The sequence below is a fragment of the Pelotomaculum sp. PtaB.Bin117 genome (assembly GCF_002067195.1).
In the GTDB taxonomy this organism is placed as follows: domain Bacteria; phylum Bacillota; class Desulfotomaculia; order Desulfotomaculales; family Pelotomaculaceae; genus Pelotomaculum_D; species Pelotomaculum_D terephthalicicum.
In genome coordinates this window covers 1-17,510 of sequence record NZ_MVQM01000037.1, presented here as the reverse complement: position 1 = coordinate 17,510, position 17,510 = coordinate 1, and the positions used below count along the sequence as shown (strand labels likewise).

General features: G+C 50.7%; 14 protein-coding genes. 12 read left to right on the top strand and 2 right to left on the bottom strand.

Going from position 1 to position 17,510, the window contains the following annotated elements:
* From A4E54_RS02100 to A4E54_RS02060, 9 genes are all read left to right on the top strand, one after another.
* The coding region (locus A4E54_RS02100; protein ID WP_502687913.1) for an ATP synthase beta subunit C-terminal domain-containing protein at positions 1 to 253 on the top strand (253 nt) is incomplete at its 5' end.
* Between the two features lie 61 nt (positions 254 to 314).
* A complete protein-coding gene (locus A4E54_RS02095; RefSeq protein ID WP_286724054.1) occupies positions 315 to 719 on the top strand; it encodes a F0F1 ATP synthase subunit epsilon in 405 nt (134 codons plus the stop codon).
* A 218-nt stretch (positions 720 to 937) separates the two neighbouring features.
* Complete coding sequence (locus A4E54_RS02090; RefSeq protein ID WP_286724052.1) at positions 938 to 1,711, top strand: YwmB family TATA-box binding protein; 774 nt, start codon at positions 938 to 940, stop codon at positions 1,709 to 1,711.
* 491 nt (positions 1,712 to 2,202) lie between these two features.
* Positions 2,203 to 3,174, top strand: a complete 972-nt coding sequence (spoIID, locus tag A4E54_RS02085) for a stage II sporulation protein D (protein WP_286724050.1) — start codon at positions 2,203 to 2,205, stop codon at positions 3,172 to 3,174.
* Positions 3,175 to 3,439: 265 nt separating this feature from the next.
* Entirely contained in the window at positions 3,440 to 3,706 is a 267-nt protein-coding gene (gene spoIIID, locus A4E54_RS02080) for a sporulation transcriptional regulator SpoIIID (protein WP_286724047.1), read from the top strand.
* Positions 3,707 to 3,809: 103 nt separating this feature from the next.
* Positions 3,810 to 4,811 (top strand): rod shape-determining protein, encoded by a 1,002-nt coding sequence (locus A4E54_RS02075; protein WP_286724045.1) that lies wholly within the window; start codon positions 3,810 to 3,812, stop codon positions 4,809 to 4,811.
* A 157-nt stretch (positions 4,812 to 4,968) separates the two neighbouring features.
* Positions 4,969 to 8,691, top strand: a complete 3,723-nt coding sequence (locus A4E54_RS02070) for a S8 family serine peptidase (protein ID WP_286724043.1) — start codon at positions 4,969 to 4,971, stop codon at positions 8,689 to 8,691.
* A gap of 46 nt (positions 8,692 to 8,737) precedes the next feature.
* Positions 8,738 to 9,898 (top strand): PQQ-binding-like beta-propeller repeat protein, encoded by a 1,161-nt coding sequence (locus A4E54_RS02065; protein ID WP_286724041.1) that lies wholly within the window; start codon positions 8,738 to 8,740, stop codon positions 9,896 to 9,898.
* Complete coding sequence (locus A4E54_RS02060) at positions 9,891 to 11,363, top strand: S-layer homology domain-containing protein (protein ID WP_286724038.1); 1,473 nt, start codon at positions 9,891 to 9,893, stop codon at positions 11,361 to 11,363. The genes A4E54_RS02065 and A4E54_RS02060 overlap by 8 nt, the downstream gene beginning before the upstream one ends.
* 23 nt (positions 11,364 to 11,386) lie before the next feature.
* Here A4E54_RS02060 and A4E54_RS02055 read toward each other — a convergent pair whose 3' ends face one another.
* Positions 11,387 to 12,466: an anti-sigma factor family protein gene (locus A4E54_RS02055; protein WP_286724036.1), complete on the bottom strand. Its 1,080-nt coding sequence runs from the start codon at positions 12,464 to 12,466 to the stop codon at positions 11,387 to 11,389.
* 16 nt (positions 12,467 to 12,482) lie between these two features.
* Positions 12,483 to 13,082, bottom strand: coding sequence for an RNA polymerase sigma factor (locus tag A4E54_RS02050; protein ID WP_286724033.1), 600 nt, complete (start codon positions 13,080 to 13,082; stop codon positions 12,483 to 12,485).
* Positions 13,083 to 13,652: 570 nt separating this feature from the next.
* Between A4E54_RS02050 and A4E54_RS02045 the strand changes: the two genes are divergently transcribed.
* From A4E54_RS02045 to A4E54_RS02035, 3 genes are all read left to right on the top strand, one after another.
* The gene (locus A4E54_RS02045) at positions 13,653 to 15,938 is read left to right on the top strand and encodes a copper amine oxidase N-terminal domain-containing protein (RefSeq protein ID WP_286724031.1); all 2,286 of its coding nucleotides are present in this window, start codon (positions 13,653 to 13,655) and stop codon (positions 15,936 to 15,938) included.
* A gap of 162 nt (positions 15,939 to 16,100) precedes the next feature.
* On the top strand, positions 16,101 to 17,207 hold the full coding sequence (locus A4E54_RS02040) for a TolC family protein (RefSeq protein ID WP_286724028.1): 1,107 nt from the start codon (positions 16,101 to 16,103) through the stop codon (positions 17,205 to 17,207).
* Positions 17,208 to 17,350: 143 nt separating this feature from the next.
* A partial coding sequence (locus A4E54_RS02035; RefSeq protein WP_286724055.1) for a transposase occupies positions 17,351 to 17,510 on the top strand: 160 nt, incomplete at its 3' end.

The window sequence follows — 17,510 nt, the reverse complement described above, 5'->3', positions numbered from 1 at the left end:
TATGGAAGAGTTGAGCGATGAAGACAAAACCATCGTGGCGCGCGCCCGGAAAATGCAGAGATTCCTGTCGCAGCCATTCAACGTGGCGGAGGCCTTCACAGGCATGGACGGCAAGATTGTTCCGGTTAAGGAAACCATCCGCGGGTTCAAAGAAATTCTCGACGGCAAGCACGACGACCTGCCGGAAGACGCCTTCTACATGGTGGGCGGCATCGAAGAAGCCGTGGAGAAAGCTAAGAAGCTGGCCGGCTAGACCTGCAGCCGGTAAAAAGCTGCCGGTCGGCAGGCCGCATATGGAAAGGCAGTGGATTTAAATGTCGGAAAAGACCCAGCGACTGGATATTGTAACACCTGTGAAAAAGATTTTCAGCGAAGATATCAGATTTTTCGTGGCGCCGGGCAGCGAGGGCGAACTCGGTATTCTGCCGGATCACGCCGCGCTAATTACCGCACTGAAAATAGGCGTTTTGCGCATAGAGCAGGAAGGTAAGAAGTTTAATATTGCTGTGAGCGGCGGCTTTCTTGAGGTCAGGAACAGCAAGGCGACTATATTGGCCACGGCAGCCGAACGGGCGGAAGATATCGACGTTGACCGCGCCGAGGCGGCCAAACAACGCGCGGAGCAGCGACTTGCAGCCAAGATGCCCGACTTGGACGTGCTCAGGGCTGAGTTGGCGCTGAAACGTGCCGTCAACCGCTTAAAGGCGGCAGGCCGTTAAAGAAAGAGAATTGTTTGCGCGGGGGCTGACATAAGTCGGCCCCTTTTTCTTCAGGTATTCAGAATTCAGGAGTCAGAATTCAGAATATTGGAGACGATAAATCATTCTCTCATTCTGATTCCTGGTTGCTGATTACCAAATCCTGAGTAGTTAAGTATATGTCAGGTAAATTATGGTAATAATAGGGTGTAGGATTCTCTGCTTTTTTGGAGGAAATTATGCCCGTAAAAGAACAAAAAAGACTGTTGCTGGCATTCGGAGTGCTGGCTTTAACCGTTTTGTTACTGTTCCTGACGCCGGTGGGTCAAAGGCTTCTTGCGGCGAACAGTGAGGAAACATTATTGCTGAACTTGCTGAAGTCTTCTGGGGCTGAACTTAGAACTATCCACGTGACCGGCTGGGTGAAAGTTGACGATTCTATACCAAACGCGGGCGAACCGGAGGAAATGTCCACCATGGCTGCCCGCCTACTGGGATTGAACATCCCTGCCTGTAAATCGGAAAACTGGCAAAACGCATACGCCCGAGGCAACCAAATAACAGGAGCGCTGCCTGACGGCAGCCCCATTTCCGTACTCGGACAGGTAATGGAGTATCCTGAAGGGAATATAGCATCTCACATTATGGTCAATCTGGCGGCCAATGATTACAGGAAAGCATATATTTATAAAAAGCGGATCGGACAAGCTCTAAAACAGTGTGGTAAAGATGAGCGCGTGGCCGTTTCTATTTCCGGCTGGATCGATAGAGATATGAGTGATGATGAACTGTCAGCCCGCGCTGAGGAATTGATGAGCGGCGCAGGCGCGGCTGTTCAGGAGAGAGTTGTGAAGGATAATCTGGTCAGCCTGACCGGTTATAGCGCGCGTTTTTCACGCGACCTGCGCTACACCGGGAAAGAAGTGAACCTGAATGTGGCAATAAGACGCAGTCCGTCTTCCCACGGCACGTTTATTTATGTGGCGTCACCAGTTATTCTTACGGAGTATTGAAAATATAATAGATCAGTAGTCAGGAGTCAGAATTCAGTAGTCAGAATGAGAGAAACGGCGAAAACATTCGAAGACTTACTTGTATGCCAGAAGGTACTTGTTCGTGCTTGTGGTATGTGGAGTGGCGCTTGCCAACGGGCTCATATTCGCCCCACTTAATCGGGGACATTCCTCCGACCCCAAAGATAGGCCCGTTAGGGAGGTGTGTCCCCTTTCCTCAGCCATGAGCTCGTTCACCTTCGGGCTCGGTCAAACTCGCTCGCTTCACTCACTCAAACAGTTCCCTCGCTTATCCTCAGGTGAACTCGCTCTTTAAATTAGGGCTCAAAATCGCCCTTATGTCAAGCACCGCTCCACGCCGTGAGTTTGATAAGGTCCACCTGTTCGGGAAATATATTTTCTAATTAGTTCTTAATTTTTTCTACTGACTACTGACTCCTGAATTCTGACTCCTGACCCTTAAGTAGTACCAATTTAGGACGGTGTTCTCTTTGCGCAGGCTGCTGTTTGGCGCAGTACTTCTAATTACTGCTCTGATCTTGTCAATTCCTTATCTGGCGGACAGGCAAATCCCGGCAAAGTTTTTCCCGGGCGTGACTATAGTCAAGATGTATATACATAAGGAAAATAAAATTCAGCCGCTGCAATTGGAAGATTACCTGGTTGGGGTGGTCGCTGCTGAAATGCCCGCCGAATTTCCCCTTGACGCGTTAAAAGCGCAGGCTGTCGCCGCCAGAACCTACATTGTAAAGCGAAAGGGCGCCGGTGTCGTGGTCAACTCACTCCACCCGGGCGCCGACGTATGCGATGACCCGACACACGGGCAAGCCTGGCTATCCAGAGAGGATTTGAAGAACCGCTGGGGAACCCTGCACTATTATAATTACTACTATAAAGTTAAGAAAGCGGTGGACGAGACATCCGGTCAGGTTCTGACATGGAACGGTGAATTGATTGATCCGGCCTATCACGCCTCTTGTGGTGGCAGGACAGAGAACTCTGAAGATGTCTGGCAGTTTCAGGTTCCCTACTTGCGCAGCGTCCATTGCCCTTATGACGCGGACCCGCGGTCTGTTCAAACTGCCGCTTTTAGCCTGGAACAGGTGGACCAGGCTTTGGGCACCAGCCTGAGCGCGGTCCCGGTAACTGGCGGTAAAAATGTTTCCACAGAGTTAAAATTAATTGAAAGAACAAGTACGGGCAGGCCAAAAAGCCTGCTCATCAACGGCAGGCAGTTTTCCGCCGTAGTAGTAAGAGACCTGCTCGGTCTGCGTTCCACAAACTTCACCTGGACGGTGAACAGTGGCTTCCTCACCTTTACCACAACCGGCCACGGCCACGGGGTCGGGATGTGCCAATACGGAGCCAAGGGAATGGCTGAGCACGGCTACAGCTACCGCGTTATTCTCAGTCACTATTACAGCGGCGCGGAGATAACGACTTATAAAACCAGTAGTCAGTAGTCAGTATTCAGTAATCAGTAGTAAGAGGTTAGTTAATTGCTGGAAGCATATACTTGAGGCATTTTGAATTCTTTCTACTGACTCCTGACTACTGAATTCTGACTACTCAACCCGCGAAAGCGGGTTGTTATTTTTTACCGTAACATTTCCGCTCTACATCCGCATATATATTAACTAGCGAAGGAAGCCGGCACAGACGCAGGGATTCTAGCTTTATAACCGGCGTTTGATGCCCGGACCTACGACTAATACGGGAGGTAGGGCGATGCAGGATTATATTCAAAAGCGGGTACTTGATATCTGCGATTACATCCTGGAGTCCCAGGCCACGGTCAGGCGGGCCGCCCAGGTTTTTCAGGTGAGCAAAAGCACGGTTCATAAGGATATGACGGAGCGTCTGCCCTCTCTCAACAAGCAACTAGCCCGGGAAATAAAAAATATTCTTGAATACAATAAAGCGGAGCGCCACCTCAGAGGTGGAGAAGCTACCCGCAGAAAATACAAAGATTTGCACGGAAAGCCGCAAAAGTAACAGGATTTTGTCGCTTGGAGTAGAATATAATACCTTTATTTGCAATGATAAGTAATAACAATGGACAGGCATAATTTTACCGGTTCTGAAAGGGGACAAGCTAATGCTTGGCGGCAGTGATATCGGTCTGGATCTGGGCACGGCAAACGTGCTGGTTTACGTAAAGGGAAAAGGTATTGTTTTACAAGAGCCATCTGTCGTGGCTGTGGAAAGGAACAGCGGCCGGGTTATCGCTGTGGGTTCCGAGGCGCGCCGGATGCTTGGGCGCACTCCCGGCAATATTGTTGCCATCAGGCCGCTGCGTGACGGCGTGATTGCCGACTACTCAGTTACGGAGAAGATGCTCCGCTACTTTGTCGCCAAGGCTGACGGCGGGCAAAAGTTGCTGTTCCGGCCCCGCCTGATGGTCTGTATCCCTTCCGCCGTCACAGGAGTGGAAGTGCGGGCGGTGCGCCAGGCAGCCATCCAGGCCGGGGCCAAAACGGCGCATTTGATCGAAGAGCCCTTTGCCGCCGCCCTGGGAGCGGGTCTGGATGTTTTTCAGCCGAGCGGCTCAATGGTCGTCGATATCGGCGGCGGGACTACAGATATTGCGGTTATTTCGCTCGGCGGCATTGTCTGCAGCAACTCGCTGCGAATCGGCGGGGACAAGCTTGATGAGGCGATTGTGAAGTATATTCGCAAAGAGTACAGCCTGGTGATTGGCGAGCGCACCGCGGAAGAGCTGAAAATTGGGATAGGCAGCGCGTTCCCGGCCGGTACGGAGGAAGAATCAATGGAAATAAAAGGGCGTGACATGGTTTCCGGGCTGCCCAAGGCTATTACGGTCAACCGGCGCCAGGTGCATGAAGCAATCAAGGAGCCACTTGATCTGGTAGTGGGCGCGGTTAAAGATGTGCTGGAGCGCACGTCCCCCGAGTTAGCCGCAGACGTCATCAACAAGGGCATTATCATGACTGGCGGTGGTGTGCTGTTGCACGGGATTGACCAATTAATCAGCAGGGAAACCGGCCTGCCTGTATACATCGCCGAAGATCCGCTTTCCTGCGTAGCCAGGGGTACCGGCAGGGCCCTGTCAATGATTGGCAGGCTGCCGCGGATTTGATAGAGATGAATTATTTTACTGGAGAATAAACCCTCGCTTACTATAATTTTTTATTAACTAAATTAACTATTTTTCTGATTTAACAGGAAATTCTCAACAGTTGTCGAATGTGTTAATTTATCGAAAAAGACGCGGCATTTCTTCCAGGGGGTTTCCTATGCGTTGTTCCATACTGTCACGTAAGGGTTTAACTGGTTTATCAGTTATTAGAGCTTGCTTAACTTTTGTTTTTCTTTTGATATTAACCTTACTGCTTCCTTATGAAAATCTTCTTGATTTTTCCTCGTTATTAAAAGACAGCAAGATCCATGGAGTAATTGGCACAAAATACACGGTTTCTTTTCTCAATGACCGTGCCGGAGATATTACCGGCGCCGCGGCGGTAAACGCGCCGGGTTTTGTCGTGCCGGGCGGCCTCACCGGAGAAGGTCAGATTGTGGCCATCGCCGACTCGGGTCTGGACACGGGAAATATAAATAACCTGCATCCCGACCTGCAGAGCACACCCGGTAAAATGCCCAAGGTAGTGTTGTTGAAGTCGTGGGCCGGGCGGGACGTTCCTGATGATCCAAACGGGCACGGCACTCATATGGCTGCCACAGTCGCGGGGACAGGGGCCGCTTCCAACGGAAAATTTCGCGGCGTGGCCCCTGGCGCCAGTATTTATTTCCAGGGCATCCTGAACAAGGATGGTGAACCGGAGATACCGGCCAATCTGGCTGATCTGTTTTGGCCCGCTTATTCGGCGGGCGCGAGGGTTCATGTGGATGGCTGGGGCGGCGGTCCTGATGTCTACCAGGAATCGGCTGCGCAGATTGACGACTTTATACGTAGTTACCCTGACTTCCTTGCAATCTTCGGCGCCGGCAACAGCGGGCCGTCTGCCGGGACACTCACCACCGAAGCCAACAGCAAGAACGCTCTGACTGTTGGCGCTTCAGTATTGCCACGCCCGGCTTTCGTGCCCGGCGCGGACAATACCACGGCAACCGCGGATTTCTCTTCACGCGGACCAACTGGGGACGGGCGGATCAAGCCCGATCTTCTTGCTCCCGCCTCCGCAGTGATTTCCGCCCGGTCGCGCCTGGTCGAAGGCAACTTACCAGGATACCCGGAATATACGCGCATGCAAGGGACAAGCATGGCCACAGCCGTTGCCGGCGGCTCTGCAACCATTTTACTGGAATATTTTAAGAAATATATGAATATTACCGCCCCATCGGCAGCCATGGTTAAGGGGACGCTAATCAACGGCTCACGTCCCACAACAGATGGCCCGTCATTAGCGGGCTTCGGTGTAATTGACCTGACCGGGACGATAATCGCGCTGAAAGAAGGCTCGTTCAAGGTAGCCGACGAATTGACCGGGGTATCCCAAGGAAACGAAATGTCTTATACTTTCCATGTTTCTGATGCCGCGTCCCCTTTCAAAGCTACCCTGACCTGGACCGACCCGCCAGCCGAACCAGGCAGCGCCCAAGCACTGGTGAACGACCTCGACCTGCTCGTACGGACGCCTGACGGCAGGGTTTATTACGGCAACTGTTTCCTCGGCAGCAATTCGCCGGACAGGATAAACAACGTGGAACAGGTTTGCCTGCCCTCACCGTTGCCTGGAGATTATACAGTACAGGTGATTGGTGCGGGTGTGCGCCGGAATACTGTAAGCGGCAGCGCTGTGATCTCACAGGACTACGCCCTGACCTGGGGTCAGGCTCCGGCTGAGGGTATGGTGGAGAATACCGACGGCCGGTCTATCGAATTGGCGGACGGCGCCTCGTTCAGCACGGCTGATTTGCCGCTGATAAACCTTGTTAACGATAACATCGCCCCGGTTGACGCCGGCCACCTTTTCCCCGGGGCGGAAGTATACCGGACTTCCCGGCGAGTCTACCTGGCGGCCCGCTTGTGGCGCGCCACGGGGGTAAAGGCGCTCAAGACGGCGGGAGGGACTGTTTTTACGGAAATCAGCCCGTCCGCCAGGATGGGAGGCTATAGTCTTGCCGGTGACGCCGGGGGGATCGTGTTGAACAACAACCGGACTGTAGCGCCAAGTGAACTGCCGCCGGGTGTGGAGGTTAACGCGGTGATTAACCCGGTTGACCAGCAAATCCGTCAAGTAAGCGCAGCTTATATTGAGCGTGTAGGCGTAGTTTCAGCAATGCGTAATGTAGGCGGGCAAAAAGAAATTATACTCATGGGAAACGGGGGATCTTACCGGTTATCAGATGATGCCGCTTGTTCTTTCGAGGACAGTTACAAAGTCGTTGAGACGGCAGATATGCTTTTCGGCACAGGCGCTCTTGATGAACTGGAGGAAGCCTTGCCGGGGATGCCTGTGCGCCTGCGGCTGGCGCCATCCACCGGCGAGGTGCAGTACCTGGCAGTTAAGCGGACAGTTGCTCTCGGCACGGTACATGAAACTGTCGCTTCCAGCGGCGAGATCAAGATGGATAACGGCGCCACCATCAGGGCCTTCCCTGGCGCCCCGGTGAAAAGGGACAGGAAGGATTCCAGTATCGACGAGATCAAACCGGGAGATCATGTAACAGCAGCGATTTTACCGGATACCGGTGAGGCTATCGGCATGGTGGTGTATAGCAGTGTTCTTTACGGTAGGATAATTGATTTCACTAAAAAAGACAGGGAATTCTATCTACTGGATACTAACGGCTGTTATCGTTCCTTTTCCCTGACTCCGGATACAGTTATCTATCGCTGGGGGGTCAGGACGCAAGATGAAGCCATAGCATCAGGGCGCCTGGTCAGGGTCACGACAGACCCGTCCGGCAAGGAAGTGTGGCAGCTGGATATCGGAGAAAATTTTTATAGTAAAGAAATATTTAAAAAATATAATGAAGCTGAAGGTGTTATCATCACCGGTGGAGGTGAACAGTACCGGTCTTCAGGCATAACCCGCTTTTATAAAAACGGTTACCCGGTATTGCCGGGAGATCTCTTTCCTGGAGAGCAGGTTGAGTTGGAGTATGCCACTGCCCCTTTGCCAACAGGTCATGTACTGGTGTCGGTAAACGCCCGCTCGACCGTTTCGCCGCCATCGCTTTTCGTATCTGGAATACCGCTTCAGGGCTGTTTGGCGGTGACCGGCAGGGCCGGCGCCAATACTATAGTGGAAATGTGGGGAAAAGAGGGGTTCAAGCAAACAATTTCCTTGGACGAATCAGGTAGATTCACTTATTTCCTTAAAAAGGACTATAAAGTTGAAAATAATTTTACCCTAGTAGCTGTGGACCGGCGAACGGGAGGGGTCTGCGGCAGGAAGATAAACCTTTCTGACAGTGCAAGCAGCGGCGGTAATGATATTGATGTTTCAAGAATCGTCGAAGGGGTGTTGGTGCGAGTTATGGCTGACACAGCGCCAGGAAGTGATATGCGCAGTTTTTCTGAAGTATCGCTGACGAGGGTGGAGGCGGTCGCTATAATTGCACGACTTCTGCAATGGCCTGATACCAATGAATGGCCTCCGCCTTTTTCCGATATGGAGGATATACCCGTAAAGTATCGTCCAATTGTGGCTGAAGCGCGGGCCCGTGGCATTATCAACGGCTATCCTGACGGCAGTTTCCAGCCAACCGGCGAACTGGGCCGGGCTGATGCCGCCGTGGTTTTTGCATCTGTCCTGCGGGATCTTGGTATTGAAATTAATTCTTATCCTGAATTATCTTACGCGGATGCCGGCATAATACCTGCTTGGGCCTCCAAAGCCGTTGCCGGAACCACTGCCGCCGGGCTTTTCCATGGTAATCCGGGCGGATCCTTTGTACCGGGTGGCACGGTTACAGCCGGAGAGATGACCATCCTTTTGGAAAGGTTTCTGTATATCTGTGAGCGATATTTAGCAGGGATAATAACGCTATGATTTATAAGCTTTTTTGTTATGATTTAAAAATGGAGGATTTTTTATTTTGTCACGCCGGATGATTATTTTGGTTATTGCTTTGTTTTTATTTCTTGTATTACCTGGACCGCCCGCCGAGTGCTATGGTGAGCGGTTGCCCCGTGTTGTCTGGCAGGCAACTGAAATAGGTAAACTGACATACGGGTTGCAGTTAGGACCTAACGGCCTGTATTATGCGCTATCTGGAGATAAATTAACTGTAGTGGATGAGAACGGCCATAAACTATGGGAGAATAATTTACCGGACGGCAATAAATCGGGATGTCCGGTGTTTGACTCGCGTGGATCTATTTTTATCCCGGGTAGTGCTTTGATTCAGGAGGTAAAATTAAACGGCGGCAAAGGATGGAATTTTAAAATATATCAGGGTAATAGCAAAACAGCGGCACTACTTACTACTGGCCCAGGGGGTTTGTTATACCTGCACCTGCCCTCAGGACTATATGCTGTCGACACAGCGGGACACTATAAATGGATGGTAATGCAATGGGAACAAGGAGCTTCCGACAGCACCAAGATGAAATTAGACTGGGAAATACTGGCATGCGCAGGGAGCGATCAGGTTGTATTTGTTATCCTTGGCAAGAAAAAGGAAGGTTTTACCTTGATGGCGCTGAGCGAAGAGGGAAAGATCTACTGGCGCTACTCTCTTGGTAAGATCAAGGGAGCTAATCTGGTGACAGGCAAGGACGGCCGGATTTACGTCACTGTTAATCCCGCCAAAATAGACGAGATGAGCAAAGGAAAGGTTTACGCCTTCGACAGCAAGGGTGACGGCAGTCCTCTTTGGAGTTATCATCTGTCCTATGACGATCTGACGGCCCCTACTCCATCCGAACATGACTTAGTTTATTTTTGCGCCGGTGAAAGACTTTATGCGGTAAACAAAAATAACGGTACGGAAGCGTGGCATCAACCTTTATATAAGGCTATTTCCAGGCCGTCTGTGGATGAAAGCAGTAAGCGTGTTTACCTGGGAACGGAGGATAAACGCTTGTTGGCAGTGACCCAGCAAGGACGGTTGGACTGGGAGCTAACCCTGGATGATAAGGTATCCATGCAGCCCATGGTTGGACCGGGTGGATATCTTTATGTGGTGACGGATGCGGGGAGCATTTATAAAATCGAAGATATACCGCTTGGATCAGACGAGGCTGAAGATGAGTAATAAAAGAAAATGGAAAGAACACTGTTCTTATGTTTATTTTTCGAAAAATATTTTGTTATTCCTGGTATTGTCATTATGGTGCTGCTGTTCATCCGCCATGGCGGCAACAGGTCAGAATGTTGTTGTCTTTGGAGATATACATGACCACTGGGCACAGAGCGATATTTCGCGTTTATCGGCGCTGGAACTGGTTAAAGGCTATCCTGATCATACTTTTAAACCCGATCAACTGGTGAACCGGCTGGAAACCGTAGTGTTAATTGTCCGGTCGGGCGGTTTGACATCGGAGGCTGAGCAACCGGCAACTAAATATAATAAGAAGAATGATCAGAGTTCAATTGGCAGGGTGAAAGCACAACAAACGCCCAAGGTACCCTGGGGGCAGTCCTACATTGACCTTGCGGTGAAAAAGGGCTTTCTTGCGCTGGATGACCCGGATGGCTATGATGATGAGGGAGCCGCCACCCGGCTTGAGGTGGCGGAACTCTTGGCGCGGGCTATGTACCTTGTGCCGCCTGCCACTGAAAATGAATCAGCGCCGGTTGAAGAAAAAGCATCGGCAAGAATAACTTCCGCCAAAACCTTTTCAGATCTGGGTAAACTTAAACCTGCGGAACAAATCTTTATTACAGCGGTTGCTAATGCTGAGGTAATGTCCGGTTACCCGGACGGCACCTTCCGGCCGCAGGAATCCCTGTCCAGGGCTGAAATGGCGGTAATCTTAAGCAGACTGGTGGACCGGGGATGGATTAAGATACCTTCCGGAAGGCGCCTGGCAGGGTGGATTTCTGGTATTGAGAACAATAAAAACCGCAGGGAGATAGCGCTCACTTCACTGTTCGGCGTACAGAAGCTCCAGGTAGCTGAAAACGTCCAGTGCTACCGCGCGGGGGAGAAAAGAGCTCTGGAAGAAGCTGTTAATTTCCGGTGTGAGTTGATCTTGGACGGACATAAGCGGGTAAACTGGGTTAATTCTCTGGAACAAAAAGATAATGCTTTGAAAACAGAAAATATTAGGGGATCCGTTAAGATGGTGATGTTGGGTAAGGATAATTTAATTGTGGTTTGCGATATGCACGTAAACGATTTAATTTTGCCCCTGGCATGGCAAGCCGTGTTAACCGGGGGGAAAAAAGCCGCGAAGGATTTTGCCTCACTAAAACAGGGTGATTTTGTGGACGTGGAGGTAGCCAAAGGACAGGTTGTAAAAGTTACCCTCCTTGAAGTGAAGACAACATCCGGCAAGGTGGACAGGATTGAGGGCGGACGGCTGTATTTAAAGGGGGATCCCTCCGGGAACAAACCAGTCTGGTTTAATCATTATGATTTTGCGCGGATAGTAAATAAAGATGGAGATCGGGAGGGTGAAGTAAAAACAAACAGCCAAGTGACTATTACTTATCTGGATCCTTTACCCGGTGAAATTGACGATGAGGCAGCGATTGAAATAAAAGTTACGAAATAAACATCCTTGCCAAATTTACTATATTACCGCTCCTCCAGCCATAAAGCTATTACTCTTTTGCCTTTTTCAGCTTCCCAGGCATCCAGTTGTTGTTTGTAGGATGCGGCCTGTGCTTCTAATTGCTGCAGTTCCGCGTTGTCCTTGGCCATACTGATCCGTGAATTCAGGTCGCGATACTGGACTAGTGTTTCATTGTATAGGGGAGCGATGTCCCTGCTTTCATCCTGTCTGTCAACCACTGACCCCAGCCTGCCAAGCGCCGTGATCAATCCGCTTGCCTGGTCGGAATTCACCGTGATCCTTAAAACCAGTATCTTTTTGCCCCCGCTTTGTTCCGGGAATGTCTGTGTAGCCGCCCCCGCGCCGGCTGCCAGCGAAACCGCTTTAATCCTGGCGTCGTTCAGGTCGTCAACGGCTATCTTTAAGAGAGTGCTGGCAACAGTCATGCCGCTGCTCATGAAAACCCGTGTTTCACCCTCAGGGGATACGGCGGCGATCGCAGTTTTATCACCAGCCCCGGAATTTCCCGGAGTCAATCCGGTATCATCGCCGGTGGTTTTCAATGTTTTGTTTTCATTGTCTTGAGTGTTTTCTATAAGGGCTTCATCTGTAGTGTTCACGCTGCCGGGCAATTGGGCTCGTTCATCTTGCGGAACAATTCTGCCTTCTTCAGGAGCGCCTGAAGTTGAGATACCGCCGCCTTCATTTGTACTGACTTCGTAAGGGGCTGATTCAAAGCCGACTACTTTTCCGTTGCCGGCCAGTTTTAACCCGGTGGTGACCCCCGCCGAACCGCCGGCTATGAGCAAAACGGCGGCTGCCGCTGCAACGGCCTTCCGCCAGGCTGCCGGCAGTTGCCGGATAGCGGTATTCCGCTGACCGGCCCGCAGTTTGCTCGTCACCAGGCCGCCGATATCCTGCGGCGGCTGTATTTCTTCCCGGCCCATCGCCCGAAGCGCCCCGGAAAGTCTCTCCTGCAGGGCCAGTTCTCCTGCGCAAGCCACGCAACCCGCCACATGTTTCGCCAGCGCGTCTTCTTCTTCTTTTGAAAGCATCCCGTCCATGTGGGACGATATCAAAAGCAATATTTTGCTGCAATCCATTTACTGTCACCTTCTTCTATCGCCTGCCGGGCAAATCCTCACCGGCCTCCCGCGCCAGTTCCGTCATTCTGCGGCGCATGACCTGCCGCGCCCGGCTGAGCCGGGACTTAACCGTGCCAAGGGAGCAGCCGATCATGCTTGAAACTTCCTCGTAGCTGTAGCCCTCAATTTCCCTTAATATAAGCACTGCCCGGTGTTCGTCCGAAAGACTTTTTAAGGCTGCCTGCACCAGACCGCGAAATTCCTTCTCCTCCAGATCCCGGAGCGGGTCGCCGTCCGTGCCGGCCACTTCATGCCTTATTTCGCTCCCGTCCTCGCTCTGGTACGGTTCGTCCAGTGAAAGCGGCTTCATTTTGTTCTTACGCTTGGAGTTCAGGCAAATATTAACTGTAATGCGGTGCAGCCAGGTTCCGAAATCAGCCTCGTTGCGAAAACTTCCCAGCGCCCTGTATGCCTGGATAAAAGCATCCTGGGCTAGATCCTGGGCATCGTCGTGGTTGCCGGAGAACTGCAGGCAGAGGGCGTATACCCTGTTCTGGTGGATGTGAACCAGTTCTTCAAAAGCGGAAAGGTCATTCTCTTTTGCCCTTTTTACTAATATACTGGTTTCATCCACGGGAAGTTCACCTCTTGCGATACGAAATGCCTCCCGTTTACCTGTTAGACACAGTTAGGCCGGAGAAAGTTCCTTCCGGTCGCGGGAGGCCCACAAAAATTATTTATATGACAAGGATAATTTGTGTAACATTACCGGGTATTTGAGACTGAGCGCCTCGCAGTTATTATAAAGGGACTCCGGTATAGTGTCAATTAATATAATGATGTTTTTTATAGTACCCGGTTGTCATTGGTTGTCATTGGTAAAAATTTTTTCGCTGATGATGGAACTTTTGGCGTTGGTTGGCTGTCTAACTAGTCAGGATGCAACGAAGGAAAAGACAGTCTGTCCGGCAGGAAATTGTCTGCTTGTGTAGAATATGTCTTTGTCCGTTGCCTACCGCTTCACAGGTGACGACCACAGAAGCAGCAGCGTTCGCAGCAGATTTGCCGCAATGTTCGCTAAATTATTACACTATATTTAAGGGGGGATGAAAGCGCTTGTGTACAGGGTTGGCCGGCGTGTACCGTCCGGAAACAGCCTTGAGTAATCCTTAATTAAAAGAAAAATTTCTTAGGAGGGAAATAAGTGAAGATTAAAAGAAACAGAAAGATCATTTCGATCTTGCTGACGCTGTCTTTCCTGGTTGCCATGCTGGTACCCATGGTTGGACCGGCGGGAGCTTCATCTACCTATTCGGTTTTGGCCGCGCCTACCGTGCTGAATGATGATACCATTCAGGGCCTTGGCACTATCCAGATTGACATTCCGCAAGTGACAGTTGGCACCAGCACTATCCTTGTAACATTACCGACTAATTTTGCCATTGACTGGACAGCATTAGCAAACAGCCCGGTTGTTTCAGTAGTTAAAAGCGGCGGCGGTACTTTTGCTGCCGGATACTTTGCAGCCGCGGCCGCTGCCGCAGCGCCTGACGTAAACGGCCGCTTTTCCAATGCCGGTATTATTGCCGTAAGCGCTCGTGAATTCAAAGTGACATACACAGCGGCAGCTGCCGAATATGATGTCCGCCTCCTGCTTACCCTTCCGAATGTCACTATTCCCAGTTCTGCAGACGGCGACATCAAGGTCACTATAGATAAGTTGGCCGGTGACTTCTCACCGGGTTCTGCCGTGGTCGGCACTGCCGGTTCCGGTAAAGTTTCAGCATATGTAAGCGATGCCACATTGACTTTCACAAATGCCGGCACTACTGGCAGTAGGATAGAAATATACCTTAAGGAAAATACTCGATTTGCCATAAAAGGTACTGCCCTCGCTCCTGAAGCTACATCCGTGAAATTCAAGCTCCCGAAAGGGATAACATGGGCCGGCAACGGCGTTGTTACCAACCTTACTGACGGATTAGCAGCAGACATAACAGCAACACGCGATGCTGCTGACTTTAGAGTTATGAATATCGGCAGGGCAGCGGCAACTGACCCGAAATCAATTTACAAGATTGCGGCCGACGTTAATGTGGACGATTCGGAAGCAGTACTCGGCAATGTTGATGTCGCGGTGAGCGGCACCAGCTCTGTAGACCCCAGCACTGTAACAATCGGTGAGTACGTGGAATACAGCATCAAGCTCGTTAATGCGAAAGATCCTAAGGATGTCACACCTGGCCGTACGAACCAGGATGTCGGCGACTTCAACATTGAAGAAGGCGCGGCGGACAGCATCCTGAACGGTCGTACCATCACCATGGAACTGCCGGAAGGCGTGAAATGGGCTACCGTGAATAATCCTACAACCACCGGCAACCTGGGCTTTACAGCGGCTGGTGTAACCGCGGTTGGCAGCGACGGCCGCAAGGTTAAATTCACTACTAATAATGTTGGCGCAGCTTCCAAAGGCAAGTTCAAGTTCACGAACGTGCAGGTTGACGTGGCTGTTGACTTTACCGGGGACATCAAGGTTATAGTAGACGGCGCCGGTATCGACAACCAGGAAATCGTAATCGGTAAAGCGGTGAAAGCCCTGACCGCCACTGTTGATACCACTCCGGAAGTCATCATCGGTTTGCAACAACAGGCCGGCGGCACAATCAAGATCGTTGAAGGCGCCAAAGAAGTCCTGATTAACGGTAAAAACCTCACAGTCAATGCTCCGACCGGAGTAACGTGGTCCAAGGTTCCGACTGTTAAGGTAAGCGAAGGCGACCTCTCCATCGACACTAATGGCGTCACCAAGGACGGCGGAGTATTGACTATCCCGATTAAGAGCCAGAGCACCACGGCTTCCACCATTGAAATTTCTGACGTCAAATTAACAATCGACCGCACCGTGCCCGAAGGCCCAATAACTTTTAAAGTTAAGGGCACTGCTATCGACCAGATTAACAACACATATCCAGCTAACCTAGCAGCGGGAGCTGTCGGTGGTAGGACTTTCTATGCCACTGGACCTAATGGAGTGTGCTTCTCCGGCAGAGACACGGCGACCACAGTTGAAGTAGCCAAGACCGTCACCCCGGCTCCGACAACAACCAAGAACAAAGTCATCTTCAAGATCGGCGACAGCAAGTTCACCGTAAATGGCAAAGAAGTAACCATGGATGCCGCTCCTTACCTGAAGAACGATCGTACCTACCTGCCGGTCAGGTTTGTGGCCCAGGCGGTTGGTATTACCGACAACAACATCATCTGGAATGAAGCCGACCAGAGTGTCATTTTGATTAAAGACGGCACTGTAGTCAAGCTAATTATCGGCAACAATACCATGATTATCAACGGCACATCGTTCTCAATGGACGTTGCTCCTGAAATCGTGGATCCCGGCCGCACCATGTTGCCGGTCCGCTGGGTAGCTCAAGCCCTCGGCTGCGACATTAACTGGGATGATGCGACTCAAACTGTAACAGTTAATTAACTGGTTTAAAAAAACGGGTTCCTTAGGGAACCCGTTTTTTTTTATGATAAATATACTGCTTTGTATTAAAACATATTGACTCTTTGTCCAATGGGAAATATACTTTAGTTAGCATATATTTAACTAACTTAACAAAAATGGACGGAGTCGGGAGTGATGTATGTGAAGAAGTTCTTGGTATCTATGACTATGTTTCTGTTTATCCTGCTAACGGCCCTGCCGGTTTGGGCCGAAGACTCGGCTAAGCCGAACTTGACCTTGAATGATGCTGTCGCGCGCGCTTTGGCTAATAGTAATGCCGTTAAAAAGGCGACTGTGGAAATTGACCGGACCAAGTGGTTGCGGGAGGATGCGGCAGAGGATATTCACTTTTCTCCGACGACACCGCCGGGTGATCCGGCAACTGAGAGAGCCTGGGCAAATGTTGTCTCTGCCGATCTTACGTGGCGGATGACCTACAAGAGTCTGGATATCCAAGAGGACAGCGTTGTCCTGAGTACCTGCAAAAAGTATTGGGGCATTAAGCAGGCCATTGCTACGCTGGAAACGAACAAGGCAGCCATGAAACAGGCTGATTTGGACCTGCAAAAGGCCAGAGTACAGCGCAGGGTGGGCTTGATTTCAGATAGCGACCTGATCAGCGCGGAAGCCAAGTTTGCTTTGGCAAAATCGGCTGCTGACAAGGCGCAAAACGACCTGGATAATGGTTATGTGGCGTTTAATCAAACTATCGGCCTATCACCGCAGGATCGCCCGGTGCTGACAGACGAATTAAACCTGGAGCCATTGGATAAAGATATTGACCTCAATGTAGCCGTCAACCACGTTCTTGAAGCCAGCCCTTCCGTATGGCTGGCAAGTGAAAAGGTAAAAATTCAGGAATACGCGAAAGATTCCATGTTTTACACAGGGCAATATACGCCGTATATGGCGCGTGAAGACGCGGTAACCCAGGCTATGTACGATTCTATGAGTGCCAAAGAAGCCGCGGAATTGCTTACCAGAAATCTGTATTATTCAGTACGTTCGCTAGAGTTTAACTGTCCTGCCGCCGAGCAAGCGGTTAAGCTTGCGGAAGAAGGTTTGCGCGTGGCCAATGTAAAATACCAGGTCGGCATGAACACCCGCGCGGATGTGGCCGCGGCGGAGTCTGCCCTGGTGCAGGCCAAGAAAAGTTTACTGGATCTAAAGGCGAACCACGCTTATTTAAAGCTGGCTTTTCAAAAGCCGTGGGCTTATTCGGGCGGATCGTCGAGTGGAACTGATTAAGGGAGAAACTTAGCTTAATCTTAAAACAATTAGCGATTTTATTTTCCAAGTACCAGGCCCAAAACCTTCGCCTTTAGGCGAAAAGCCTTTAGCATTGACTCTGCTTAGAGGTAGATGTAACATTCATCCATGAGGTGAATGATATGGCAGATTACCAAAAGGGAAGCCACACGATATATGACATAAAATACCACTTTGTGTGGATAACCAAATATAGGTATCATGTGTTAAAAGATCAGGTTGCAGTTAGGTTAAGAGATCTCATAAGACAAGGTTGCGAAGTCAGAGGAATAACCATAATTA